The organism is Vibrio sp. 10N.222.49.C9 (assembly GCF_041474985.1).
Taxonomy (GTDB): Bacteria; Pseudomonadota; Gammaproteobacteria; order Enterobacterales; family Vibrionaceae; genus Vibrio; species Vibrio crassostreae_C.
Genome location: NZ_JBFRVD010000024.1, coordinates 57,757 through 83,180, shown reverse-complemented (window position 1 = coordinate 83,180; position 25,424 = coordinate 57,757). Strand labels below are relative to the sequence as shown.

The 25,424-nt window shown below is 45.8% G+C and carries 19 protein-coding genes and 1 pseudogene; 10 read left to right on the top strand and 10 right to left on the bottom strand.

What is annotated here, in order from left to right; genetic code table 11:
• The first annotated feature begins 266 nt into the window (after positions 1-266).
• On the top strand, positions 267-3,065 hold the full coding sequence (gene polA, locus AB4585_RS11205) for a DNA polymerase I (RefSeq protein ID WP_372169829.1): 2,799 nt from the start codon (positions 267-269) through the stop codon (positions 3,063-3,065).
• A 507-nt stretch (positions 3,066-3,572) separates the two neighbouring features.
• On the opposite strand, the pseudogene AB4585_RS11200 reads toward polA, so the two are convergent.
• Positions 3,573-3,710 (bottom strand): annotated as a pseudogene (locus AB4585_RS11200) (GTP-binding protein); the annotation flags it as partial.
• Between the two features lie 100 nt (positions 3,711-3,810).
• Entirely contained in the window at positions 3,811-4,470 is a 660-nt protein-coding gene (gene yihA, locus AB4585_RS11195) for a ribosome biogenesis GTP-binding protein YihA/YsxC (RefSeq protein ID WP_017631972.1), read from the bottom strand.
• Positions 4,471-4,618: 148 nt separating this feature from the next.
• On the opposite strand from yihA, the gene AB4585_RS11190 reads away from it, so the two are divergent.
• From AB4585_RS11190 to hemN, 5 genes are all read left to right on the top strand, one after another.
• On the top strand, positions 4,619-5,236 hold the full coding sequence (locus tag AB4585_RS11190) for a cytochrome c (RefSeq protein WP_012602993.1): 618 nt from the start codon (positions 4,619-4,621) through the stop codon (positions 5,234-5,236).
• A gap of 557 nt (positions 5,237-5,793) precedes the next feature.
• Positions 5,794-6,432: a class I SAM-dependent methyltransferase gene (locus AB4585_RS11185; RefSeq protein WP_010433503.1), complete on the top strand. Its 639-nt coding sequence runs from the start codon at positions 5,794-5,796 to the stop codon at positions 6,430-6,432.
• On the top strand, positions 6,432-6,989 hold the full coding sequence (yihI, locus tag AB4585_RS11180) for a Der GTPase-activating protein YihI (protein ID WP_017060163.1): 558 nt from the start codon (positions 6,432-6,434) through the stop codon (positions 6,987-6,989). Before AB4585_RS11185 ends, yihI begins: the two co-directional genes overlap by 1 nt.
• A gap of 6 nt (positions 6,990-6,995) precedes the next feature.
• A complete protein-coding gene (locus AB4585_RS11175) occupies positions 6,996-7,484 on the top strand; it encodes a DUF2489 domain-containing protein (protein ID WP_004735578.1) in 489 nt (162 codons plus the stop codon).
• A gap of 346 nt (positions 7,485-7,830) precedes the next feature.
• Entirely contained in the window at positions 7,831-9,222 is a 1,392-nt protein-coding gene (hemN, locus tag AB4585_RS11170; protein WP_372169826.1) for an oxygen-independent coproporphyrinogen III oxidase, read from the top strand.
• A gap of 83 nt (positions 9,223-9,305) precedes the next feature.
• Here the strand turns inward: hemN and AB4585_RS11165 are convergent, their stop codons facing one another.
• The 5 genes from AB4585_RS11165 to glnA form a co-directional block, all read right to left on the bottom strand.
• Positions 9,306-11,888, bottom strand: a complete 2,583-nt coding sequence (locus AB4585_RS11165; protein WP_372169824.1) for an EAL domain-containing protein — start codon at positions 11,886-11,888, stop codon at positions 9,306-9,308.
• A gap of 108 nt (positions 11,889-11,996) precedes the next feature.
• Complete coding sequence (gene glnG, locus AB4585_RS11160) at positions 11,997-13,400, bottom strand: nitrogen regulation protein NR(I) (protein WP_017059224.1); 1,404 nt, start codon at positions 13,398-13,400, stop codon at positions 11,997-11,999.
• Positions 13,401-13,521: 121 nt separating this feature from the next.
• Entirely contained in the window at positions 13,522-14,598 is a 1,077-nt protein-coding gene (glnL, locus tag AB4585_RS11155; protein ID WP_019826501.1) for a nitrogen regulation protein NR(II), read from the bottom strand.
• Positions 14,599-14,766: 168 nt separating this feature from the next.
• Positions 14,767-15,330 carry a DUF4124 domain-containing protein gene (locus AB4585_RS11150; protein ID WP_372169823.1) on the bottom strand — a complete coding sequence of 188 codons (564 nt, stop codon included), beginning with the start codon at positions 15,328-15,330 and terminating at the stop codon, positions 14,767-14,769.
• Between the two features lie 214 nt (positions 15,331-15,544).
• Positions 15,545-16,954, bottom strand: a complete 1,410-nt coding sequence (gene glnA, locus AB4585_RS11145) for a glutamate--ammonia ligase (RefSeq protein ID WP_017059221.1) — start codon at positions 16,952-16,954, stop codon at positions 15,545-15,547.
• Positions 16,955-17,516: 562 nt separating this feature from the next.
• Here glnA and typA point away from each other — a divergent pair.
• Positions 17,517-19,352, top strand: coding sequence for a translational GTPase TypA (typA, locus tag AB4585_RS11140; RefSeq protein ID WP_017059220.1), 1,836 nt, complete (start codon positions 17,517-17,519; stop codon positions 19,350-19,352).
• A 162-nt stretch (positions 19,353-19,514) separates the two neighbouring features.
• Here the strand turns inward: typA and AB4585_RS11135 are convergent, their stop codons facing one another.
• Together AB4585_RS11135 and AB4585_RS11130 are read right to left on the bottom strand one after the other, a co-directional pair.
• Positions 19,515-20,045, bottom strand: coding sequence for an AAA family ATPase (locus AB4585_RS11135; protein ID WP_017063061.1), 531 nt, complete (start codon positions 20,043-20,045; stop codon positions 19,515-19,517).
• A 31-nt stretch (positions 20,046-20,076) separates the two neighbouring features.
• On the bottom strand, positions 20,077-20,718 hold the full coding sequence (locus tag AB4585_RS11130; RefSeq protein ID WP_029235366.1) for a DUF2959 domain-containing protein: 642 nt from the start codon (positions 20,716-20,718) through the stop codon (positions 20,077-20,079).
• A gap of 42 nt (positions 20,719-20,760) precedes the next feature.
• On the opposite strand from AB4585_RS11130, the gene AB4585_RS11125 reads away from it, so the two are divergent.
• The 3 genes from AB4585_RS11125 to AB4585_RS11115 are packed head-to-tail and all read left to right on the top strand — an operon-like array spanning position 20,761 to position 23,057.
• On the top strand, positions 20,761-21,702 hold the full coding sequence (locus AB4585_RS11125) for a virulence factor BrkB family protein (protein WP_372154379.1): 942 nt from the start codon (positions 20,761-20,763) through the stop codon (positions 21,700-21,702).
• Complete coding sequence (gene dtd, locus AB4585_RS11120; RefSeq protein ID WP_004735590.1) at positions 21,674-22,108, top strand: D-aminoacyl-tRNA deacylase; 435 nt, start codon at positions 21,674-21,676, stop codon at positions 22,106-22,108. The genes AB4585_RS11125 and dtd overlap by 29 nt, the downstream gene beginning before the upstream one ends.
• 16 nt (positions 22,109-22,124) lie before the next feature.
• Positions 22,125-23,057, top strand: a complete 933-nt coding sequence (locus AB4585_RS11115; protein ID WP_372154380.1) for a YiiD C-terminal domain-containing protein — start codon at positions 22,125-22,127, stop codon at positions 23,055-23,057.
• Between the two features lie 319 nt (positions 23,058-23,376).
• On the opposite strand, the gene AB4585_RS11110 is transcribed toward AB4585_RS11115, so the two are convergent.
• Positions 23,377-25,347 carry an AsmA family protein gene (locus AB4585_RS11110; RefSeq protein WP_372154381.1) on the bottom strand — a complete coding sequence of 657 codons (1,971 nt, stop codon included), beginning with the start codon at positions 25,345-25,347 and terminating at the stop codon, positions 23,377-23,379.
• Positions 25,348-25,424: the final 77 nt, after the last annotated feature.

The window sequence follows — 25,424 nt, the reverse complement described above, 5'->3', positions numbered from 1 at the left end:
CATCTGTTCGATCTGTAAAATTATTCTTTATTTTCAGTTGTTTATTGGTGTTTTTTGAGTTGTTCACCGTAGTTCTCAACAGGGTGGATAAATAATATAAACAGAGTTATCCACAGAACGCTTGCGTCTAAGAACAAAAAATAACAACAAATCGATTATAACGAACACAACCGAGTGAACGGATACAGATCGACAACGTGGAATCCAACCAACAGACGTGGCATTCTTAACAGATAATTTCTGTACTTACTGGATACACAAACATTATGGCTCGTATTCCTGATAATCCATTGATTCTGATCGATGGCTCTTCTTACCTATATCGCGCGTTTCATGCTTACCCTGGCACCATGAGCAATGGTGATATCCCGACTAACGCGGTTTACGGTGTAGTTAACATGCTGCGCAGCATGATGCGTCAATTTGCTTCTGATCGTATTGCGGTTATTTTTGATGCAAAAGGAAAGACGTTCCGTGATGACATGTACCCAGAGTACAAGGCTAATCGTCCACCTATGCCGGATGATCTACGTTGTCAGATCGAACCTTTGCACAACGTGATTCGCGCAATGGGTCTACCACTTATCTCGATCCCAGGCGTTGAAGCGGATGATGTGATTGGTACGCTAGCTTCTCAAGCATCTAAAGCGGGCATGCCGGTTTTGATCAGTACTGGCGATAAAGATATGGCGCAGCTGGTTGATGACAACGTTACTTTGATCAACACCATGACCAACGTGGTTATGGATCGCGAAGGCGTGATAGAGAAGTTTGGCATCCCACCTGAGCTGATTATCGACTACCTTGCACTGATGGGCGATAAAGTGGATAACATTCCTGGCGTTCCAGGTGTTGGTGACAAAACAGCAACTGCTCTACTACAAGGCATTGGTAGCATCGAGAAGTTGTACCAAAACCTAGATGATATTGCGGCGCTTGGCTTCCGTGGTTCAAAGACCATGGCTAAGAAGCTGATTGATAATAAAGACAACGCTGAGATGTCTTACGAGCTTGCAACGATCAAACTGGACGTCGAGCTAGAAGAGACACCAGAGTCACTCGTAAAAACCCAACCAAACACGGATGAGCTGATTAAGCTATACGGTCAACTGGTCTTCAAATCTTGGTTGAACGAGCTACTTGAAGGCGGCAGCGGCGTGGTTGAGGCGGATGAAAAGTCGGGTGCTGTGCGTAGCAGCACGGCATCAACCACTTCTACCGTAGAAATGAACACCTCTGCAGTGACGATTGATCGCAGCAACTACGAAACCATCTTAGATGAAGCCTCTTTTAATGCGTGGCTAGAGAAACTGAAAGCGTCAGAGGTGTTTGCCTTTGATACTGAAACAGACAGCTTGGACTACATGGTGGCTAACCTTGTTGGTCTATCATTCGCAACCGAAGAAGGCGTTGCCGCTTACGTACCGGTTGCCCATGATTACCTAGATGCACCTCAACAACTCGACCGTGATTGGGTACTTGAACAGCTTAAGCCGATTCTTGAAGATGACGCACAGGCTAAAGTCGGTCAAAACCTGAAGTACGATATGAGCGTTTTAGCGCGCTACGGTATCGAGATGAAAGGCATCAAGCACGACACCATGCTAGCGTCTTATGTTTTTAATAGCGTTGGCGGCAAGCATGATATGGATAGCCTAGCGCTGCGTTTCCTTCAGCACAGCTGCATCTCATTTGAGCAAATCGCAGGTAAAGGTAAGAAGCAGCTTACTTTCAACCAGATTGAGCTGGGTGAAGCGTCTCCATACGCAGCAGAAGATGCTGACGTGACTTTACGTCTTCATAACCGTTTGATGGAAAACATTGAGCAAGATGAAAAGCTAAAAGCCATCTATGAAGAAATCGAAGTACCACTGATCCCTGTTATGTCTCGCATTGAACGCACTGGCGTATTCATCGATGACATGCTGCTAGGCGCTCAATCGCAAGAGATTGCGGTTCGATTGGATGAGCTAGAACAGAAAGCCTACGAGATTGCAGAGCAAGAGTTCAACATGAACTCGCCAAAACAGCTGCAAGCGATCCTGTTTGAGAAAATGGGTCTGCCTGTTATCAAGAAAACGCCATCAGGTGCACCTTCAACCAACGAAGAAGTGCTGCAAGAGCTGGCTCTTGATTACCCGCTACCTAAGCTGATCATTGAGTATCGTGGCCTTGCGAAACTCAAGTCTACCTACACAGATAAACTACCGAAGATGATCAACGCTGAAACGGGTCGTGTTCATACGTCTTATCACCAAGCGGTGACAGCAACGGGTCGTTTGTCTTCAACAGATCCAAACCTACAGAACATCCCAATTCGTAATGAAGAAGGTCGTCGTATCCGCCAAGCATTCGTTGCACAACATGGCTGGAAGATTCTAGCGGTCGATTACTCTCAAATTGAATTGCGTATCATGGCGCACCTTTCGGGTGATAAAGCGCTTCTGGAAGCATTCCAACAAGGCAAAGATATTCACGCGGCAACGGCTGCTGAGATTATCGGCGTGGCTATTGATCAAGTTACCACTGAACAGCGTCGTCGTGCTAAAGCCGTTAACTTCGGTCTTATCTACGGTATGAGTGCCTTTGGCTTGGCTAAGCAACTGGGTATTCCTCGTGGCGAAGCACAGCACTACATGGACACTTACTTCGAGCGTTACCCTGGCGTAATGCAGTATATGGAAGACACGCGCAGTGCTGCTTCAGAGCAAGGCTTCGTTGAAACCATTTACGGTCGTCGACTGCACCTTCCTGAGATTCAATCTCGTAATGGCATGCGTCGTAAAGCTGCTGAACGCGCGGCGATCAATGCGCCAATGCAAGGCACAGCAGCGGACATCATTAAGAAAGCGATGTTGTTGGTGGATGAGTGGATTCAAGCGGAAGGCGATGGTCGTGTAAAACTGCTTATGCAGGTACACGATGAATTGGTGTTTGAAGTGGAAGAGTCATCTTTAGCCGAAATTGAAAGTAAAGTACAAGAATTGATGGAATCCGCTGCAGAGCTAGAAGTGCCGCTTGTCGCGGAAGCTGGCCACGGTGACAACTGGGATCAAGCCCACTAATCAGTTTTTGACCTTAATAAGCAAATTAGTATGAGCCAGTGCACAAACACTGGCTTTTTTTTGTCTCAAATAAAGTTAAGTCGTAATAAAAATTTAGGTGTTTTAATAAAACATTCATGAAAAAAAACTACAAAAATTGTTTTCATTTCTGAGCAATTGTTGTACATTAAATCTCGTAGGGTACAGAGGTAAGATGTTCTATCTTTCAGACCTTTTGTTTCACGTTATTGGATTAGGCTGATTCAGCCGCCCCAGTCAGTATTTGACTGGGGCGTTTTTTCTTGTGCGAAAGAAAAATATTTCCAACCTATCATTCCCCCGTAAAACCTCTCATTTTTAGTGCCTTTTATTACACTTTCTCAAGCACAGTGATAAACCCCTGATTTGCCTTAGATCTGGAATTCGATCAGCTTTTGGTAATTTAAATCCGTCTCTAAGTCGATTGTTTTATCACTTGAAATAACTTTTATTTTACAAGTTATCGATAAAGGATTGATGGGTTACACCTTATTTATCAGTGTATTGAGTCGGTGAATGCTCAATGTAGTCCATGATTTTCTGTTGTTTCTCGGTGCTGTATTTCAGGGCTTCGGCAGTAATTTGGATGGATTGCGCCATCGAAGAGATATTGTTGGTCGCTTTAACTCACGAATTTACAGAAAAAAATACCCCGCCTATATAAGGAGGGGCATTGATAAGGTGCGAACACTTGATAGTGGCGAGCTAGTCCCCCTCTATATAGAGACTACTCTGAATCGTTGTGTTCTTCGTCTGCTAACTCATCGATCAGTTGGTCTGCAAGCGCAGGCGCAAACCACTCATCCATCTTGGCACGCAGTTGGTCAACGCCGATGCCCTTCATTGATGAGAAGACATCAACCGCAACATCACCACCGAAAGATTTTGCATCGTTACGGATTTTCAGTAGCTGTGCTTTACGCGCACCACTTTTCAGTTTGTCTGCTTTTGTTAACAAAACCTGTACTGGGATGCGGCTATCGATAGCCCAGTAGATCATTTGTTGGTCAAGGTCTTTCATTGGGTGACGGATATCCATCAATACCACTAAACCTTTCAGGCTTTCACGTCGTTGTAGGTATTCACCTAGCGACTTCTGCCATTTTTTCTTCATCTCAAGTGGTACTTGAGCAAAGCCATATCCAGGTAAATCGACGATATGACAACCGTCCGTTACCTTAAATAGGTTGATTAGCTGAGTTCGACCGGGTGTTTTACTGGTTTTCGCCAAGCTTTTTTGGTTTGTAACGCGATTTAGCGCGCTAGATTTACCAGCATTGGAGCGTCCTGCAAACGCAATTTCGATCCCTTCGTCTTCTGGTAAATGACGAATATCAGGTGCACTGGTAATGAAATGCGTGTTTTGATAATGAATTTTTACGCTCACTGTTAACTCCATCTCGACTTTGTGTAGTCGATTGATTACTTTTTTGTGAATTTGTGTAAAATAACCGTGCTCGGCATAAGGTCGCCTATTGTACCATGAGTGGCAACATAGAGTGGTACTGGAAGCTTGATAATTATAATGGAATGTCATGAAGAAATTAGCGCTAATTTTGAGTCTTTTAGCCAGCTGCTCAGTATGGGCTCAAGGTAGTATTGAAGCTGGTAAAGCCAAATCACAAACATGTGTTGCCTGCCACGGTGCTGACGGCAACAGCCTGATCACTCAGTACCCTAAGCTGGCTGGTCAACATGAGAAGTATCTAGAGAAGCAGTTAAAAGAGCTTAAGCTAGGTATGACAAGTGGTGGTAAGCAAGGTCGTTACGAACCTGTAATGGGTGCAATGGCGATGCCTTTATCTGAAGAAGATATGGCTGACCTAGCGGCATACTACGCCTCTCTACCTATCTCTAGTAACTCTACTCCTGAAAATGTAGTAGATGAAGGTAAGGTTCTTTACACAGCGGGTAACGCAGAACGCGGCGTAACGGCGTGTATTGCTTGTCATGGCCCTCGTGGTAATGGTACCGAACTTTCTGGTTTCCCTAAGATTTCAGGTCAGCACGCAGATTACATCAAGGCTCAACTTGAAAAATTCCGCGATGGTGACCGTAATAACGACATGAATGCGATGATGCGTGATGTAGCTAAAAAGTTAACAGACGCTGATATTGATACCTTATCGAAGTACGTTGGTGGTTTACACTAATTTGTCGGTTTCTTGCTCTTAGCCAGAGTAAAGGAATGTACGTTCGAGCGAGATTGAAGAGACGCCCCGATCAGTAATGGTCGGGGCGTTTTCTTTTGTATTGGTTTTATTAATGCGTTTTGTGTTTATGTCTGATTTATCAATGTGTGATCGATTTGTGTACAAAAGTGTGAAGTCGCACTCTTGTAGTCTTTTTGTAACACGGTAAAGTAACCGCCATCAGCTAGGAGCTGACTTAGATATGGATGATCATCTAGTCTAACGGTATAGACAGAAATGGATCAGGCTAGGACAGCCCAGCAACAAGGTGTTAGAAAAGGATAGCCAAAACTCATCAGGACGATGAACAACAAACAAATTTGGCATGGAAAGCACCAATAACAAATGGAGATTTGCGTACCAAGTTGAGTATGCAAATTTTGGCCGATATAGGCAGATTTAGAGAGCGATAGGTTTTCCTATCGCTTTTTTTATTGATTTGATGAAAAAACACCCAATACCTCTCCACTATAAACTCAGTTTCTGGTATGTTTCGCATCCCTGTTTAAGGATGTGCTATGTATACTTGTCCCTTATGCCATCACCAAGGCGTGAATCACTATTTTGAAGACAAACGCAGAGCCTATCTGCAGTGTCAGCAATGTGAACTGGTATTTGTTAAACCTGAACAAAGGTTAGAAGCAAAAGAAGAAAAAGCACACTATGATCTCCATGAGAACGATCCTAGTGATGCAGGCTATCGCCGCTTTTTATCTCGCATCGCGGATCCACTAACAGACAAAATTTCATCTAACTCACACGGGTTGGATTTTGGTTGTGGCCCAGGCCCTACGCTATCTATTATGTTAGAAGAAGCCGGACACACCATGGAGTTGTACGATATCTATTACCACCCAGAACCCTCTGTGTTGGAAAAAACGTATGACTTTATGACTGCCACGGAGGTGATAGAGCATCTTTATCACCCAGACAAAGTGTGGCAGCAATGGTTGAATTTAGTTAAACCCAAGGGCTGGATTGGTCTTATGACTAAACTAGTAATAGACGTAGACGCGTTTGCTGGTTGGCACTACAAGAATGACCCGACACATGTCGTCTTCTTTAGTCGTCAAACATTCCAGTTTTTGGCAGAGCGGGATAAGCTCGAACTAGAATTTTTTGGAAATGATGTAATTTTACTGAGGAAAGTGCAGTAATGGGTCGTAGTAAGAAATCAAGAAAGCCGGGAGCACTTGGCGCTCCGGAGCCTATGGTTACTCGTAACCGTAGTGAATCTGATGTTGAAGGTCGTGAACGTAAGCGTGTTAAAAAGCGTAAAGGCCTTAAGTCTGGCAGCCGTCACTCAGATGGTAGCGAAGCAAAACAGCGTAAAGCTGCACAAGCTCGTGATCCACGTTTAGGCAGCAAGAAAAAAATTCCGCTGATCGTTGAACCAGCGAAGAAGCCGACTAAACAAGAGCGCAAGCTATCTAACGAACAAGAGTTAGAGATGCTTGAGAATGACGCTCAACTGAACACACTCCTAGATCGTATCGAAAATGGTGAAAACCTAGGTGCTGGTCTACAGAAGTTTGTTGATGAGAAACTTGATCGTATCGAACACCTAATGGGCCGCTTAGGTCTACTAGAGCCAGAAGACGATGAAGAAGAGATCTTCGAAGAAGCACCGGTTGCCTCTAAGAAGAAAGCGAGCTCTGACGAAGACTTGTTATCTCAATTCGAAGACTTCGACTTAGACAGCTTTAAAGGTTAATAGCCAATGAACGTAACCTTATTAGCAATTGCTGGTGGAATTATCATTCTCGGCTTGGGCTCTTACGCAGGTTACCTTCTACTTCAAGTGAAGAAGCAGACGGAGTTGCAAAAGCAGCATCAAGCACTTGCCATTGAAAAACGTAACGCGACGATTTACGACAACGTAAATACTTTGTGCTTAGCGGGTATTCAAGGCCAGTGTGACTTACCTGAGATCAGTATCCGAGTGTGTATCATTATGGATAACGTTCAGGGTGATGAGCGTGTCGATTTTGATTCTGAGTATCCTGCTCTTTCTGAGCTGTACCATATCGTAAAAGATATGGCTCGCGGAGACGGAAGGCAGGAACTGACGAAGAAAGAGCGCATGCAGCAGAATCTCACACGCCATAAGGCGGAGACTCGCTTGAATGATGCGGTCATTGAAGATTTGAAAAGGTTGCAGGAGAAGGTTAAGCCTCTCAATAACCAAATCAACATTCAGATGATCTAGTCACTAAGACTTTTAAATATAGAGGCTTGTTTAACATTCCGTTTTTAGACGCGCTGCTTTTAATACCTATGCATTTAAGACTTTTCATCTTAAATGCATCTTGTTTTTAAGTCGCCTTGTCTTTTAATAGACGATGTTAAATGAGCCTTCTTACCTTTTGCGTCTCGTTAATCCCGACGCTTTGTTAGTGATCAAGCTAGCAGTTCTGAGTTTTTGTCTGAAAAATTGATTTTGTCTTGGAACGACCTTACTGGTCGTGTGGCAAAATAACCCGTCTATATTTTAATGTATGTAAAATGATTTGAGAGACCTTAGGTTCTCGCGGATCTAAATTGGAAATACCGCTATGTCGAGCAAGCCAGTAACAACGAATCAGCAAATCGTTTGGGATCAAGAGATCTTAAACAAGTACAACTATTCGGGACCTCGTTACACCTCATACCCAACTGCGTTGGAGTTTCATGAAGCGTTTACCGTCGCTGATTACGACATGGCGTGTACTCAATATCCTGAGCGTCCACTCTCTCTTTACGTGCATATCCCGTTCTGCCACAAGCTTTGTTACTACTGTGGTTGTAATAAAGTCATTACTCGTCACTCGCATAAAGCGGATGAGTACCTTGATGTGATTGAACATGAAATCCGCCAACGCGCCTCTTTATTGAATGGCCGTGAAGTGACGCAATTGCACTTCGGTGGTGGTACGCCAACGTTCTTGACCAAAACACAAATCACTCGTTTGATGAGTATTTTGCGTGAAGAGTTTAACTTCACCGCTGACGCTGAAATCAGTATTGAAGTTGACCCGCGTGAGATTGAGCTAGACGTACTTGACCACCTGCGTAACGAAGGCTTCAACCGCCTGAGCATTGGCGTGCAAGACTTCAATAAAGAAGTGCAGAAACTGGTTAACCGTGAGCAAGATGAAGAGTTCATCATTGCGATGGTTAAACGAGCGAAAGAGCTAGGCTTCCGTTCAACTAATCTGGATTTGATCTACGGCCTACCAAAGCAGACTCAAGCTTTTTTCGCTGAAACATTGAAGCAAGTGTTAGAAATGAAGCCGGGCCGTTTATCGGTATTTAACTACGCACACATGCCTCAGCTGTTTGCGGCGCAGCGTAAGATTAAAGACGAAGATCTACCTGAAGCGAAAGAGAAAATGGCTATCTTGCAAGATACCATCGAGACGCTAACGGGAGCGGGTTACCAGTTCATTGGTATGGATCACTTCGCACTACCTGAAGATGAGCTAGCCGTAGCACAGCGTGAAGGTATTCTGCATCGTAACTTCCAAGGCTACACCACCCAAGGTGAAGCTGACTTAATTGGTTTCGGTGTTTCTGCGATTTCTATGGTTGGTGATGCTTACGCACAAAATCAGAAAGAGCTGAAGAAGTACTACGCTCAGGTGAATGACCTGCGTCATGCACTTTGGAAAGGTGTTGCTCTAGACAGTGACGACCTTCTACGTCGTGAAGTGATCAAGCAGCTGATTTGTAACTTCAAGCTTGATAAAACAATGATCGAATCTGAGTTCTCGGTTAACTTTAATCGCTACTTCAAAGAAGATTTAGAGCTTCTACAAACCTTCATCAACGATGATTTGGTTGAAGTCGATGACAAAGAAATCCGCGTTACTCTGCGTGGCCGCTTGCTGATCCGTAACATCTGTATGTGTTTTGATAAATACTTACGTGCAAAGGCTCGCCAGCAGCAATTCTCTCGCGTTATCTAATCGCTCGATAGAGAATAGAACAATAAAAAATGCCAGCATCATGCTGGCATTTTTGTATCTGACTCATTCGATTTCTGCCTGGTTTAGGTGAGACTCTCAGTGGTATTTTGTTTGACCTTGGCACTTTGCTTGGAGTTGATGAGGTCGGTAGGCCATTGGTCAAACGGAACTGGGCGACTGTATAAGAAGCCTTGAGCAAGCGGGCACTGCAGCTGCTTGAGAAGTTCAGCCTGTTGCTGTGTTTCAACGCCCTCTGCCACCAAGCTTACTTTGAAGCCCTTAGTGATGTTAACGATGGCCGCGACGATGGAGCTATCTAGGTTCTCTTTATCAAGTTTGCTGACAAAGCTGCGGTCGATCTTAAGGCTGTCGAATGGCAGTTTGTGTAAGTAAGCCAGTGACGAATAGCCGGTACCAAAGTCATCAATCGCAATTGATATCCCTAGTGCTTTTAGAGTCAGCATGTTATCGATGATGGTCGGGTCGTTGTCGACGATGCGTGATTCGGTGATCTCTAGTGTCAGGTTGCTTGCTGGCAGATTTGTGTCTCGCAACGTGCCTTTTACTTGTTCCACAAAGCCACTTTCACTCAGTTGATCGACCGACAGGTTAACGTGAATAGAGAAGTCCTTGCTCCACTTTCCTGATTCAATCGCGATGGCAGTATCTCGACACGACTTATGTAGAATTTGCTTGCCGATATCGTCAATGAGCCCGCTCTCTTCCGCGAGAGGAATGAACTCGAGTGGCGAGATCACCCCTTCATCCGTTATCCAGCGAGCTAAAGCTTCTGCTCCTATGGTCGAGCCAGATTCCAGATCAATAATAGGCTGATAAAACGGTTCGAACTGTTGAAGCTCAATCGCTCGGTTCATCCGCGCTAACATCTTGGTGCGATGTCTCGATGCTTTGCCCATTTCAAGGCTATAAATACAGACACTGGTTTTGTCTTGTTTCGCATTGCTCAATGCAATGCTGCTGCTGCGTAGCAGGAGTGTAATGTCGTGAAGATTCGAGACATTCACTATCCCCATCGATACCTTAATCACCACGCTTTCCGATTCCATTGAAAATGGGGAAGCGAAGGTTTGAAGTAAGCGGTTAGTCAGCAGCTGAACATCATCGCTTTGCGTTACGTTTGGCGCGTAGATGGCAAACTCATCACCACCAGTGCGAGCTAGTAGGTATTCGGATGGCAGTGTGCCTCTTAAACGAGCGGCCGCAATGATAAGTAGCTGGTCGCCATTGTAATGACCTAGGCTGTCATTGATGTCTCGGAAGCGATCAATACCAATCAAATACAGTGTGCCTTTTTCGTTGTCGGGGTGTTTCTTGGCAGCGTCAATAAAGCCTTCACGGCTGTATAGCTTGGTTAATGAGTCATAGGTAAGTTGAGACTGTAATGCATGAAACGAAGCCTTTAAGTTGTTGGTCATTTCATTGAATGACTCGACCAACATGCTGGTTTCATATATATGCCCTGTTTTTGGCATGCTCGCGTCCCAATCGCCCTTAGCAAGGCGTTTTGCCGCATCCGCTGTCGAGGTGATGGGTTGGGTTGCGCGATTAAAGGCAATTAATCCTGCAATGACCCCAATGCAGCTCAGTGCTAGCCCAAGCAACCAACTGTTTCTTTGATTTTCTGGCAATTCACCGAGCAGATTGCTTTCAGGGATCGACACCCCAATAAACCACGTGAGCCCGTGCTCATCTTCGTATGGGGTGATTTGGTTGAAGTAGCGTTCGTTGTCTAGGCTAAAACTAAAGCGCTGCTCGCCCAAATTCTCGATTAGGTGGAATTGCTCTACGTAGCTAGCACTCTCACGTATGACTGGATTAGCACTCTCTGTTGCTAGTTTGCGTTGCCCTTTGTTGGTTTGTCCTGTGCCCCATGAAACGACACTGCCTCCGCCTGAGTGCGCGACCAAGCGTTGCTGCTTATCGATGATGTAAACAGAGGCATCCGTTCTATCTTTGAGCTTTCTGAGAAACGCATTGAAGGTATTGATTTTGATGTCGCTGACTACGACGGCTTTGAATTCATTATCATCATAGATAGGCGCTAGAGCAGATAAGGTGATTTCTTGACGTTCGTCAGCATTGGCATAAATTGGTGACCATAACGGTTTTTTCTGTGTCGCAATGGGTGTGTACCAAGGACGGATTCTAGGATCGTAACCTGAAATCACCGATCGAATGTCTTCACTAATTTTGCTGCCACGGTAAATGACCAGCTGATCATTGGTGCGTTCGTCTTGCACCATCAAGGTGTAGCCTTTGTTGGCTTCTTTGCGGAAACCGACGTAGTTACCATCTTCAGAACCAAAGCCGATCGCATCGAGTTGAGGTACAGCAGTGTAATGGTCTGAAAACGTATAAAAAATATAGTCTTGGACCTTACTAAGATTGCCTGCTTGATAAAGATGGTGGTAGCCGATGTTATGGCTGAGCGAGAGGTTGGCGTGAAATGGCTTTTCTAAAAAATTAGACAGGCTTTGATGAACATTGTCAGTCAGTGATGTCAGCTGGCGTGCACTAACATCACTCACCATCTCTTTGTAGCTTAGCTTTTGAGTGAAAACCATTACACCCATAGTGAACAGAAAAATCATCACGAATGGCAGAACCACTGCGGTTCTCAAAGTAATTTGTGTTTTCAAAGACATCTTTAGCTACAATTTTGGTGAATAGTGTACTGTAATTGTACCGACACTATTCAAACCAAGCGACACTTTTTTGGTTAAAAAGTAGCTGCATCGAGAATCATATAAGGTCTAGTACAGTTCTTTGAGTTTACGAGTTAGGGTGTTTCTTCCCCATCCCAAAACCTTAGCTGCATCCTGTTTATGACCATTAGTGTGGTGGAGTGCAGCTTCTAGCAGTATACGTTCAAATTCTGGCAGAGCATAAGTTAGCAGCTCTTTTTCTCCTGAATCAAGCGCACACTTTGCCCAATTAGCGAGCAGTTGTTGCCAGTTATCTCCAGTTCCTGAGGTGGTCACCACTTTTTCTTCTAGCAGCTCTGGTGGCAGGTCTGAAGGAAGAATTTCGCTGCCGCTGGCCATCACGGTAAGCCAACGACAAATGTTTTCAAGCTGACGCACGTTACCCGGCCAATTGAGCTGGTTGAGCTTCAAAATGGTCTCAGGATGCAGTGTCTTCACTTCAACACCGAGCTCTTCGGCGGCGGATGCTAGGAAGTGATGAGTCAGCTTTTCAATGTCTTGTTTACGTTCGCGAAGTGCCGGGATATGGATTCGGATAACGTTGAGTCGGTGGAAAAGGTCTTCACGGAAGTCGCCTTCATGCACTAAGCGCTCAAGATCTTGGTGGGTTGCGGCAACGATACGAACGTCTACCTTAACTGCAGAGTGACCGCCGACACGATAGAACTGACCATCAGAAAGTACACGCAACAAGCGAGTTTGGATATCGAGTGGCATGTCACCGATCTCATCCAGAAATAGGGTGCCGCCGTTGGCTTGTTCAAAGCGTCCTTGGCGAACGCTGTTAGCACCGGTAAAGGCACCTTTTTCGTGGCCAAACAGTTCAGACTCGATCAGATCTTTGGGGATTGCTGCCATGTTCAAGGCAATGAAGGGCTTCTTAGCTCTTGGGCTGTGACGATGCAGAGCGTGAGCGACCAATTCTTTACCGGTACCCGATTCACCATTGATCAGCACGGATATGGATGAGCGAGACAAACGGCCAATCGCTCGGAAAACCTCCTGCATTGCCGGTGCTTCACCGATGATTTCTGGCGCGTTGGTGTCTTCAGCGACCTCACTGGCTTGTTCGCGTTTCTGCTCTTGGCTGTGCGCGATCGCTCGTTCGACTAGAGTCAGTGTTTCATCAATATCGAACGGCTTTGGAAGATATTCAAAGGCGCCTTTTTGATAAGCATTCACCGCCGCATCAAGGTCTGAGTGCGCGGTCATAATGATCACGGGCAGGTCGGGAGAGCGTTGATGAACCTGATGCAACAGCTCAATCCCGTCAATGCCGGGCATGCGAATGTCAGACACCAATACGTCCGGTGTCTCGCGCTCAAGCGCAAGCAACACGCTCTCAGCATCAGCAAATGTTTCACACTTAATATCCGCAGATGAAAGTGTTTTCTCTACTACCCAGCGGATAGAGCTGTCGTCATCGACGACCCAAACGTATCCCTTACTCATAATTCAATTCCTTTACAGCCAAATCTATTGTGATAATCATTGTTGTTTTTATGATGTCTTAATCTTTGTGTTACCGAGCTAAGCCTTTCATCTCGCTGTCCAATAGCGAGGTTCTTATGACCTAAATCGGTAGATAAATCGTGAATGTGGTGTTGCCTGGCCAGCTTTCAACATCAATTTTCCCATTGTGTTGATCGATCAGGTTTTGAGAAATCGATAGCCCCAGCCCTGTTCCACCTTCTCGTCCGCTGACCATTGGGTAAAACAGCGTGTCTTTTAAATCATCGGGGATGCCCGGACCGTTATCGCTGATCTCAATACGAGCTGCGAGTTTGTGTCGCTGCCCGTGAATATTTGCTTGATGCACCGTTCTGGTGCGAATGGTGATTTTGCCAGAATCTTGAGTCTTTAGAATCTGCGCTGCATTGCTCACGATATTGAGCATCGCTTGTTCAACCTGTGCCGAATCCATCAAGATGTCCGGTAGGCTCGGGTCGTAATCCCTTTCGATGGCGAGCGTTGAACCCGATTCGAGCTCTACGAGCTGCCTGACTTTCTCAAGTATCTGGTGAAGGTTCTCTTCTGATTTAGTCCCCGGCTTCTGTGGGCCAAGCAGGCGGTCGACTAATGCTCTTAAGCGGTCGGCTTGCTCAATAATGATCTGCGTATATTCATTAAGAGACTGATCAGGAAGCATTTTCCCAAGTAACTGCGCCGCACCTCTTAAGCCACCTAGTGGATTTTTGATCTCATGTGCTAACCCGCGTACCAGCAACTTAGCCGCTTGTTGTTGTGCATGTTGGTTGAGCTCTTGGCTAAGGCGTCTTTGCTGGTCTATCTTGCGCATCTCAACCAATAACAGCGTCTCTCGCTGCCAAGATATTGGGCTAACCGTGACTTCAAGCATCAGTGGGCGGTTATCAACAACGAAGGTAACGTCACTGTCGGTAATGCTCTGGCCACTTTGTAGCGGTTGCGTCAACAGTGCCAAATCAAGTGAAGCGTGTTGGATAAGTTGGCTCAGTGGATGATCAACGATGCGTCGTGCGCTCTGTGAAAAGAGCTGCTCAGCGGCCGGATTGGCGTATCGGACATACAATTGCTCATCGAGCATCAATGTCGAAGTCACCATATTGTCGAGAATGGCGCTGGAAAGATGATGTGTATCTATGCTGTCGCTTTTGGCTGATCGATTCACTATTTCGTCCTTGAACTGGTGTTTTTCTCACTGCACCAAATTGGTGCGTGGCTAAGTTCAAGTATGGCGCATATCAACCAGAAGCTAAAGATAATTCATTAGAGTCGCTGAAAGCTGCTTCGATTAGGTGAAAAGTAGAGGTTATTTGGCCTCTTTTAACACATTGGCCTACTTGAGCGTCGCTCGATGTAAATACACGGTGACTGGACTAGTAGATGCAATAAGCTTGCCGCTTCTATGTGCTTGAATTGCAATGGTGTGAGTACCTCGATCGATACCTTTTAATTCCCAAATAGGCTGGGTCTGTGGGGCGCCATATCGACGGCCATCAAGCATCAATTGTAATTGCTCCCCAATACCAAGTTTTCGGTTGAGCTCTATCTGAATCGGGATTAAGCCGCGGTTGTTGCGAATGGTTTGATCATGAACTGGAGTCAGCATGGTGAGAGTTAATTGAGTGGGAACCTCGCGCTCTGTGGTTTCGGTTTCTGCCTGGGTTTTAGCTGGCGTTTTAGTTGTAGAGGAAGCTGCGGCGTCAACCGGAGTCGAGGCCTCAAATTTAGGGGCGGGTGCTGAAGCTTGCACATCTGGCAGGCGAAGAGCCTCGGCATCTTGAGCGCTAGGGTTATCACTAAAGTGGAGCACACCATCTTCATCTACCCAGGTATACACCGTTTGAGCAGAGCACGAGAGCGCGACTGTTAACCCGATTATGAACAGTATGTTTTTCATATCTTTAGCCTCTTTTCACCGCTAGGTGATTTCACGTTTGGCGTTGGTTTTATTGTATTTAGCGCGACAGCCTCTGAGGGCTTTTGTCTAAGGTATGGTACGAGGAGGGGAGCGTCGAGAGAATATAAAAAAGGCCCGCCTGCGAGGCGAGCCTAATATTTAGCCAGCGATTCTTACAAGGTTGCAGTAAGAAATGGCTTATCTCTACAGGAGATTAAACTGAGTAGTACAGTTCAAACTCAAGTGGGTGTGTAGCCATGTTCACGCGTTGTACGTCGTCAGATTTCAGAGTGATGTAAGAATCGATGAAATCGTCAGAGAATACGCCGCCAGCTGTTAGGAACTCACGGTCTTCGCTAAGCGCTGCTAGAGCTTCTTGTAGAGATTCTGCAACTGTTGGGATTTCAGCTGCTTCTTCTGCAGGAAGGTCGTATAGATCTTTATCCATAGCTTCGCCTGGGTGAATCTTGTTCTTGATGCCGTCAAGGCCAGCCATAAGCATTGCTGAGTAGCATAGGTATGGGTTAGCTGCTGGGTCACCAAAACGTAGCTCGATACGACGTGCTTTAGGGCTTGGTACTACTGGGATACGGATAGAAGCAGAACGGTTACGTGCTGAGTAAGCAAGCATTACAGGTGCTTCGAAACCAGGTACAAGACGCTTGTACGAGTTAGTTGATGGGTTAGCAAACGCGTTGATTGCACGAGCGTGCTTGATTACACCACCGATGTAGTAAAGAGCCATTTCAGATAGGCCGCCGTACTTATCACCAGCAAACAGGTTAACGCCGTCTTTTGCTAGAGATTGGTGAACGTGCATACCAGAACCGTTGTCACCAACTAGTGGCTTAGGCATGAATGTCGCTGTTTTACCAAATGCGTGAGCAACGTTGTGTACAACGTACTTGTAGATTTGAGTTTCATCAGCTTTCGCTGTTAGCGTGTTGAAGCGAGTAGCGATTTCGTTTTGACCCGCAGTTGCTACTTCATGGTGGTGAGCTTCAACAACTAGGCCCATCTCTTCCATTACTAGACACATTGCTGAACGGATGTCTTGAGATGAATCTACTGGAGCTACTGGGAAGTAACCGCCTTTAACGCCAGGACGGTGACCTTTGTTACCGCCTTCGAAGTCAGAACCTGTGTTCCAAGCTGCTTCTACGTCATCGATCTTGAAGAAAGAACCGGACATGTCGTTTGAGAACTTAACGTCGTCAAATAGGAAGAATTCTGGCTCTGGACCAACTAGAACTGTGTCTGCGATACCTGTAGAACGTAGGTACTCTTCAGAACGTTTAGCGATAGAGCGTGGGTCACGGTCGTAGCCTTGCATTGTTGCAGGCTCAAGGATGTCACAACGGATATTTAGTGTTGCGTCTTCTGTGAATGGGTCCAGTACAGCAGATGCTGCGTCTGGCATCATTACCATGTCAGATTCGTTAATGCCTTTCCAACCAGCTACTGAAGAGCCGTCAAACATTTTGCCTTCTTCGAAGAAGTCTGCATCAACTTGGTGAGAAGGAATAGAGATATGCTGCTCTTTACCTTTTGTATCAGTAAAACGTAAGTCGATAAATTTAACTTCGTTCTCTTGGATCAGGGATAGTACATTTTCTACTGACATCTTGGATAACCTCCAGTGTTATTAATTCGGTATTAGCTCGATTCGGTTGAAACTAGCATTGATTAATGTCTATAAGTGCATTAATCGATGCTGATTTATCTACTGCCAAAAACGTGCCAAAAAAATTATTCCATTAATTTCAATGATTTACTTGTTTTGCGATTTTGCTTAATCTGGTTTTTGCACCAAAATGATCTCTAGTTGCACTTTATTGGTGCAACTGTTTGTCTGTGCACCAATATGAGACATAAGCGAGCACCATTCAGCAATGAATTGCCTAAGTTGTCAATCCACTTTTGTTATTTTGCGGGAGATTTGGCTCGCCACTCGTAGGTGATACTTTTTTAGAGTCCTACGAATTTGGCTGCTCAACACTGTACTGAATCAAAGTTAAGCGGATATGAATCGCTAATAAAGAAAAAAGCCTTGGTTCAGATCACATATTTCTGGGTTTTTGTCTAGAATCTGGTATATTATTGACCGTTTTTTAAATCAAGCTAGCGGTTATTATCCAAACTTTTGAGATAAGTGACGGCTACTTTTATGAGTGAATCGAGAATCCATGTCTACTCCACAGATTGATAAGTTAAGAAATATCGCGATCATCGCGCACGTTGACCACGGTAAAACGACTTTGGTTGATAAACTGCTACAACAGTCAGGCACTCTTGAGTCTCGTGGTGAAGCTGAAGAGCGTGTCATGGATTCGAATGACATCGAAAAAGAGCGTGGCATTACCATTCTTGCTAAGAACACAGCAATCAACTGGAATGATTACCGCATCAACATCGTAGATACTCCGGGACACGCGGACTTCGGTGGTGAAGTTGAGCGTATCATGTCTATGGTTGACTCTGTTCTGCTTATCGTTGACGCAGTTGATGGCCCAATGCCTCAAACTCGTTTCGTAACGCAAAAAGCATTCGCACACGGTCTTAAGCCAATCGTTGTAATCAACAAGATTGACCGCCCAGGCGCTCGTCCTGATTGGGTTATGGATCAAGTATTCGACCTTTTCGACAACCTAGGTGCTACTGATGAGCAACTAGACTTCACAGTTGTTTACGCTTCAGCTCTAAACGGCTGGGCAACAATGACTGAAGGCGAAACTGGCGAGAACATGGAACCATTGTTCCAAGCTGTTGTTGATACAGTAGACGCGCCTGCAGTTGACCTTGACGGTCCACTACAAATGCAAATTTCGCAACTTGATTACAGCTCTTACGTAGGTGTTATCGGTGTTGCTCGTGTTACTCGTGGTTCTGTTAAACCAAACCAACAAGTAACTATCGTCAATGCAGAAGGCAAAAAACGTAACGGTAAAGTAGGTACAGTTCTTGGTTACCTAGGTCTTGACCGTCACGAAGTTGAGCAAGCTAACGCTGGCGACATCATTGCAATCACTGGTCTTGGTGAGCTGAAAATTTCAGACACTATCTGTGACGTAAACAATGTTGAAGCAATGACTCCGCTTTCTGTTGATGAACCAACAGTAACAATGACGTTCCAAGTAAACACTTCTCCGTTCGCGGGTAAAGAAGGTAAGTTCGTTACTTCACGTAACATCCTTGAGCGTCTAGAGAAAGAACTAGTACACAACGTTGCACTACGTGTTGAAGAAACTGATAACCCAGATCGTTTCCGTGTTTCAGGTCGTGGTGAACTTCACCTATCTATCCTGATCGAAAACATGCGTCGTGAAGGTTTCGAGCTAGCTGTATCTCGTCCAGAAGTTATCATCAAGAAAGACGAAGATGGCAACCTAACTGAACCGTTTGAAACTGTGACTATCGACGTGCTTGAAGAGCACCAAGGTGGCATCATGGAAAACATCGGTCTACGTAAAGGTGAGCTAACTGATATGTCTCCAGATGGCAAAGGCCGTGTTCGCATGGACTTCATGATGCCTTCTCGTGGTCTTATCGGTTTCCAAACTGAGTTCCTAACTCTAACGTCTGGTTCTGGTCTTCTTTACCACTCATTTGATCACTACGGTCCTCACAAAGGCGGCGTAATCGGTCAACGTAACAACGGTGTTCTAATCTCGAACGCAACTGGTAAAGCTCTGACTTACGCACTATTCAACCTACAAGAACGTGGTCGTCTATTTGCTGAGCACGCGGATGAAGTATACGAAGGTCAAATTATCGGTATTCATAACCGTTCAAACGACCTGACAGTAAACTGTCTGAAAGGTAAGCAGCTAACGAACGTTCGTGCATCTGGTACTGATGAAGCACAGGTTCTTTCGCCACCTATCCGTCACACTCTAGAGCAAGCTCTTGAGTTCATCGACGAAGACGAACTAGTAGAAGTAACGCCAGTAAGCATTCGTATCCGTAAGAAGCTTCTTACTGAAAACGAACGTAAGCGTGCAGCACGTCCAGCTAAGGCTTAATTGCCAGCTGACTAGCTTCTAGCTAAGTAGATAAGAAAGCCCCGAGTAGCCTAGCTGCTCGGGGCTTTTGTTTTTTAGTTTGTTTAGATACGGTTAAACGAGATACGAAGAGTGTTTAAGTCTTCGTCATCCTCAAGAGGGAGGAACGACCGAGTTGGGGATCTAGCTTTTGATACCTAAGTAACGCTCAACGAATTGAAGCCGTTCTTCGACTGGCATAAACGGCACTTCAACCACCTCATAGCCAAGTTCTTGGTAGACTCTTTCTAACGCGTGGTGAATCTCTAGCGCCTCCTCAAACGGATAAGGTCTCACATCATCTTGTACATAAATTGAAGCCTCAGGGCGACAGAACAAGGCTTGTGAGTGGTAGCCTTTGCTTGCTTCTCGGTAGGCCGCATCTATCTCTAGGTTAGCCTGAGCCAAATAGCCACAAATGTCTGGAATAGCGCGATCGAGAAAGGCAATCGGATGTTGATTGGCTTGGTCTTTTTGCTCGCTCATCACACCTAAACAAAGCTCAGCAAAGCCGGGAAGGTCTACCCAAGGCAAGATACCGTTTTCAAGCTGACTTTGCTGTTCTATTAACTGGCGAGAGGACTCTGCGAAGGTGGGGTAACTCGCACCAGCCAACGCATTTATCAGTGTGGTTTTTCCGGCACCAGGGCCGCCAGTTATAATGATTGGGTTCATACGGGCTTATCTTGTTTTGTCTTTTCAGGCGTTACTTCTGATTTAGCTGAGCAAGGAATTTATCCGACTCGGCAATCGCTGCATTCATCTGTTTGATCGCGTACGCGATGTCTTTTTCTAAGCTCATAAACTCACCTTGCAGTGAACCGACAGCGCTCGCATTGAGGTTGTGCTTCAAGTAAAGCGTGTTGTCGCGAAGGGTATTGAGCACTGGGTCCATTTTCTTCTCGGCGCGCTTCATTGCTGACAGCATCGTTTGGTAAGACAATTTAGTTTCACGAAGTTTTTGCTCGCTCGAGCGGCGCAGTGAATCACTGGTGTAGAGATCTAACTCACTCTGCCACTCTTCAAACAGCGCATCCGACACATCTTCAATCGCAGCAATGCGGTCACTGACATTTTGCGCGGCTTTCTCGCTGTCTTGGTATTTATCATTGATTTGGTTGTACATGTCTTCAAGGTCGCCGCCACTGAAGTTAGTCAGGCTGCTGAGTGCTTCAAGTGCGCTGGTAAACTCTTCCTGAGCATCCTGCTGTGACTCTTTAGCGTCTTCCACTCTATCAACCATAATGTCACGCTTGTGATAGCCCACTTGCTCCATGGCGGAGTAATAAGCTGATTGGCATCCAGTAAGAGTAAAAATAGAGAGGACTATAACTATTAAATAAGGCATCCTAGTTTCCTATAGTTAAGTAACGGAATATTAATTAGGACTATGAACGAGTTACAAGGGAGTTACAAGTTGAAGATAAAAAAGGTCGCCACACTCAGTATTCAGTTTTCTCGCTATCTTTTGGCGCGAATGACGCACGATAGAGTCAACGTGAATGCGGGCTACTTGGCGTACATTACTTTGCTCTCGATCGTACCGATGTTGACGGTTCTGCTCTCTATCTTGTCATCATTTTCCATCTTTGCTGATGTTGGTATCGTGATTCAAAACTTCGTTATTACCAACTTTGTTCCCGCGTCTGGGGATGCCGTACACGGTGCTTTGTTAGAGTTCGTTGCCAATACCGGAAAAATGACGGCGGTGGGCAGTGTGTTCTTATTCATTGCAGCTCTGATGCTGATCTCAAATATTGATAAGAACTTAAACTACATCTGGCGTGTCGACGAGAAGCGACGTGCGGTGCTGTCTTTCTCTATGTACTGGATGGTGCTTACGCTAGGACCTATTCTAGTCGGGGCGAGTATTGCTGCTACTTCTTATGTGACATCATTGAGCTTGCTGCAAAACGAGGTAGTATCTGGCGCCTTTAATACCGTAATTCGCAAACTGCCTTTGATTCTCTCTTTCTTTGCGTTCTTCGGTTTGTACTTGTTGGTTCCCAACAAAAAGATACATTTTTCTCACGCAGCGGCAGGTTCTCTGGTTGCAGCTCTGTTGTTCGAACTCAGTAAGAAAGGCTTTGCGGCCTACATTACTCAATTCCCTTCTTATCAGCTGATCTATGGCGCTTTAGCGGCGATTCCGATTCTTTTTGTTTGGGTGTATTTGTGTTGGCTCATCGTATTGGTTGGTGCTGAGGTGACGGCGGCGCTCGGTGAGCACGAACAGTGGAGTGACACGCAAGAAATGGTACACTCTTCGGATAACGACAAAATCACAGAGCAAGGAAACAACAGTGATAGCACTGATCCAGAGAGTAAGTGAAGCTGCCGTCCGTGTTGATGGCGAAGTAGTTGGTGAGATTGAACAAGGCTTATTAGTTTTGTTAGGCGTAGAAAAAGGTGACGACGAAGCCAAAGCCAAACGTTTGATGGAACGAGTGACCACTTATCGTGTCTTTGGAGACGAAGACGATAAAATGAACCTCAACGTGAAGCAAGTAGAAGGTAAGGTATTAGTGGTGTCTCAATTCACTCTGCCGGCCGATACCAAGAAAGGGACTCGAGCAGGGTTCTCTCGTGGTGCTCACCCAGAAGATGCTGAGCGTCTTTACAACTATTTCTCTGACCAGTGTGAATCAGTGTTGCCAACGGAACGTGGCCGATTCGCAGCCGACATGAAAGTGTCTTTGGTTAATGATGGCCCAGTGACATTCTGGCTGCAGGTTTAGGCTTAAAGGAATAAGCATGTTTAAACTCATAACACCAACCACCGAAAATCAACTAAACAAGTATTACCATTTTCGTTGGCAGATGCTCCGTGAACCTTGGCGAATGCCGGTAGGTTCTGAGCGCGATGAATATGACCCAATGAGTCACCATCGCATGATCGTTGATGGTCGGGGTCGCCCGATGGCGATTGGTCGTCTGTATATCACCCCAGATCTGGAAGGTCAGATCCGCTACATGGCGGTGAAGAAATCTCGCCAAAGTAAAGGCATGGGTTCGTTGATTCTAGTCACACTTGAGTCATTGGCTCGCCAAGAAGGTGCTAAGCGCTTGGTGTGTAATGCACGTGAAGATGCGATCTCATTCTATGAGAAGAATGAATTTGAACGTCGCGGTGAGATTAACGATCAACGTGGCCCTGTGCGTCACCAACAGATGGTTAAGCATCTTGACCCAATGGCAGACGTTCTGCGTAAGCCTGAGTGGTGTAATGAGCTTCAGCAGCGCTGGGAACATCAGATCCCGATCAGTGACAAGATGGGCATCAAGATCAACCAATACACGGGTTACCAATTTGAGTGTAGTGCTCAGCTGAATCCCAACTTGAACCCGCATAATACCATGTTTGCAGGCTCTGCCTTTACCTTAGCGACCTTAACTGGTTGGGGGATGACTTGGTTATTGATGAAAGAACGCGGGCTGACCGGTGATATCGTGCTGGCAGACAGTAATATTCGTTATCGTCACCCGGTTGAGCAAAACCCTGTTGCCTCTACTTCATTGGATGGGATCAGTGGTGACTTGGACCGCCTTGCGTCAGGAAGAAAGGCACGTATCATCATTCACGTGACCATTCATAGCGGCGATGTGGAAGCGGTAGAGTTTACGGGAACCTATATGCTGATCCCTGACTACAAAAAGGTACTCTCGACAGATACTAGGGCGTGTTGATTTTTCGGGCTGGTTTTTGCAGCGAGTTGCTGGGTATTTATACAAGGCAGAGGCTTTGATGTGTAGCTAGCCTACATGAGAAACCGATAACGCAGTAGAAATACCCAGCAAACGCTGCCCGGAGGGTTCGGCTAAAAGCGCTTTACTCTTTGTTGAGGGAGATTTGCTTAGAATGACTAGGCTACTTCCCCCTCGCCGCGATTAAAACGCTTTTATCTAGGCGTCCCCATCCGAACAAAATTCAACCACGAAAGGTCAACACGCCCTAATGTGAGCGAATAGCTAACACCGGTAATGCTGTCGATATTGACTGAAAGCGCTACTCCTGAGGAGTGGCGTTTTTTTGTTGGCAGTCGTTAATCTCCGAATACTCAGCTTGGGTGAGCTTTCCTGAGATTTGATGGCATGGGTCCGATAGGGTAATCGAGAGGGTGTGTTGCTCAGCTTTAAGCAAGTCGAGTTCTCCAGAAGCCTCGCCATTGAGCGTTTGAACCCTTTGTTCGCCTTGCTCTGCTGATGATGCACCAATAATATGCATCGGTTCGAGAGTGAAGCGCCCACGGTCAAAATGCGCATTAAGCTCTGGAATTTCAAACACGTTATCAGTCGATGTTTCAGAAAGCTTGTCATTAAAGGTCATCACACCCTGGCGAACGCTGCCAGTGAGTTGCCCTGTGGTTGAGTAACCGAGCATCAGTGAGTCGCCATATAAACCTGCGGCTTGAAGTTCAAACTCGCCATAGCCGGTTGCATCGAGTGGTAATTCAAGTCGCTGCAGCATAGGCGCAATGGGTAACCCATCGGCAGAAATATCTAAGCTCCATGGCTTGCTGATTTGGTTAAAATCGAGCGTTGCATTGGCTTCAATGTAGCCATTCCTGAGTGGTGCAAACATACGAGTCAGCGTCCATTTTCCTTGTTCGCTATTCATCTCAACCACAGGCTGTGCGCTGAGAATATTTTGGTAGCTGGCATCATTGGCGCTCGCCATCAGCTTCCCTTGCCACAAGCCCAGTTTTCTATCTTGCAGCAGTTGAACTTGATGCCCCTCGACATGTAATCCAGAGACCTGCCAGTAAGGCGTTTGTGCTAGTTGGATAAGTTGGCTGCGTTCTATATTAAGTCGGTTAATCTCGACGTTCTGGAGCTGTGTGAGCCAAGGCAATAGGCGAGCGGCCGGTAGAGGGCTATCTTGGTTTTCGGTAATCCACTTGATGCCTTGCAGGTCGAGCTGCGCCAATTGAATGCTGCTAGGGGCGACTTCGCCATTGAGCTGAACAGTGCCCTGCAGGAATTGAGTATAGAAATCCTCAATCAGAATCCGGTTTGCTTCTAGGTTGAGCTTGAGGCTTGGCTCGATGAACATGTCATCATCAATGGTCACTCCTTCTGCCTGTAGAGAAAAAATGGCTTTCTGTTGTTTCCAGATTTCAAAAGGCAGTTGGATATTTTCTAATGAGGCATCAAAGGCAGCGAGGTGGCCATCTTGCCACTCTACGTCGCTACGCAGAATATCTAAGCTATTGATGTGATTAATCTTAATGCCTGCAACATCCCACTCTTTGCTTAGTAGGTTTTGGGTCTGTTCCTGATTGAGTCGTAAGCCATCGACGGTCACATTCACCAACGACCAATCTTGTTGATATTGTTCAGCTTGCCCAGAAATCTTGGCGCCACGCCAGTCAAACGAAGCACCATAAAGGGTGCTGTCACTCGGCTTGAGGTCTAGATCAATCAACAGATTATCGAATGCCTCACCTTGCCAATACAGTTGTGAGGCAGAGAGTTGGGTTTTTCCATAAGGTAGCAGCGAGTTATCGTTGTTCCACGTTGGGGCGGAGATCTGTAGGTCGATGCCTCGCGCATTAAACTCTGGCGTCGAAAAGTCGAGATTGTTGATGGCCAGCTGGTGGAGCTTGATGTTTGGTTGGGTAAATAAAGAAGTCAGTGTTTTTAGATCGTCTGCCTCTAATTGTAGGCCGCTGATCAAAACAGATTCAAAGACCAGTTTGGCCTCTGTCATCGAGCTGGGGCTGAACCAAAGATCGATCTTGTCGATATACAGAGGTGTTTGCTTTTCTGGTTGGCTTTGGGTAATGCCCATTAAGGTGATGTGATAAGGCGCCTGATACTCAACATCTTCAATGAATACAGGTTGTTCAATCGTATGTTTGATAAAAAAGTTGGCAACATCCGCACGGTATTGGGTCTGCAGGCTTAATAGCAGCGCTGCGATAGTTGCAACGGCGATAGCCAACACAATGCCGAACACCATGAATACCTTTTTCATTCCCTGAAAGCCTTAAATTTCAATAGTCTTAAAACAGAGTGGAACAAAAAGGGTCAAGCATCAACAAAAAAGCCCCT

Coding starts and splice junctions, on each gene's coding strand:
- polA (WP_372169829.1), top strand. CDS start 267: ATGGCTCGTATTCCTGATAATCCATTGATTCTGATCGATGGCTCTTCT.
- AB4585_RS11190 (WP_012602993.1), top strand. CDS start 4,619: ATGAAGAAATTAGCGCTAATTTTGAGTCTTTTAGCCAGCTGCTCAGTA.
- AB4585_RS11185 (WP_010433503.1), top strand. CDS start 5,794: ATGTATACTTGTCCCTTATGCCATCACCAAGGCGTGAATCACTATTTT.
- yihI (WP_017060163.1), top strand. CDS start 6,432: ATGGGTCGTAGTAAGAAATCAAGAAAGCCGGGAGCACTTGGCGCTCCG.
- AB4585_RS11175 (WP_004735578.1), top strand. CDS start 6,996: ATGAACGTAACCTTATTAGCAATTGCTGGTGGAATTATCATTCTCGGC.
- hemN (WP_372169826.1), top strand. CDS start 7,831: ATGTCGAGCAAGCCAGTAACAACGAATCAGCAAATCGTTTGGGATCAA.
- AB4585_RS11165 (WP_372169824.1), bottom strand. CDS start 11,888: ATGTCTTTGAAAACACAAATTACTTTGAGAACCGCAGTGGTTCTGCCA.
- glnG (WP_017059224.1), bottom strand. CDS start 13,400: ATGAGTAAGGGATACGTTTGGGTCGTCGATGACGACAGCTCTATCCGC.
- AB4585_RS11150 (WP_372169823.1), bottom strand. CDS start 15,330: ATGAAAAACATACTGTTCATAATCGGGTTAACAGTCGCGCTCTCGTGC.
- glnA (WP_017059221.1), bottom strand. CDS start 16,954: ATGTCAGTAGAAAATGTACTATCCCTGATCCAAGAGAACGAAGTTAAA.
- typA (WP_017059220.1), top strand. CDS start 17,517: ATGTCTACTCCACAGATTGATAAGTTAAGAAATATCGCGATCATCGCG.
- AB4585_RS11135 (WP_017063061.1), bottom strand. CDS start 20,045: ATGAACCCAATCATTATAACTGGCGGCCCTGGTGCCGGAAAAACCACA.
- AB4585_RS11130 (WP_029235366.1), bottom strand. CDS start 20,718: ATGCCTTATTTAATAGTTATAGTCCTCTCTATTTTTACTCTTACTGGA.
- AB4585_RS11125 (WP_372154379.1), top strand. CDS start 20,761: ATGAACGAGTTACAAGGGAGTTACAAGTTGAAGATAAAAAAGGTCGCC.
- AB4585_RS11115 (WP_372154380.1), top strand. CDS start 22,125: ATGTTTAAACTCATAACACCAACCACCGAAAATCAACTAAACAAGTAT.
- AB4585_RS11110 (WP_372154381.1), bottom strand. CDS start 25,347: ATGAAAAAGGTATTCATGGTGTTCGGCATTGTGTTGGCTATCGCCGTT.